The organism is Psychroflexus maritimus (genome assembly GCF_011089875.1).
GTDB classification, from domain to species: Bacteria; Bacteroidota; Bacteroidia; order Flavobacteriales; family Flavobacteriaceae; genus Psychroflexus; species Psychroflexus maritimus.
Genome location: NZ_JAANAS010000090.1, coordinates 1 through 421 on the forward strand (window position 1 = coordinate 1; position 421 = coordinate 421).

Genomic DNA, 421 nt, shown 5'->3' on the forward strand with positions numbered 1-421 from the left:
TTGCGTTTTGCTACTGATGGAATTACTGAGGTAGATGCAGCAGATATTGCTAAAATGGGGAATATCGATGAAAACCTAGCTTCAGTCAATGAAAATAGCTTGTTTACTATTCAGCGAAGAAACTTCCCTGAAAATGATGAGGTGATTCCGCTGTTCACCAACAACTGGCGAAATCAAGACTACAGCTTTGTGGCTAACTTAAACAATTTTGGAACAACAGCAGTTTATTTAGTCGATGCGTATTTAGGCACGGAAACTCTGTTAGAAGACGGCGAAGCGTATCACTTTAGTGTAGATGCCAATGTGGCGGAATCGCAAGATAGTCAGCGATTTTCCTTGAAATTTGATACAGAAACCATGGGTGTGGAAGATGAGGACAATAAATTATTTAGCCTCTACCCTAACCCAGCTAAAGACGTAG

At 40.6% G+C, this 421-nt stretch carries 1 pseudogene; it reads left to right on the forward strand.

Annotation, left to right across the window (positions count from 1 at the left end):
- Nucleotides 1-421, forward strand: a pseudogene (locus G7034_RS10330) (hypothetical protein); the annotation flags it as partial.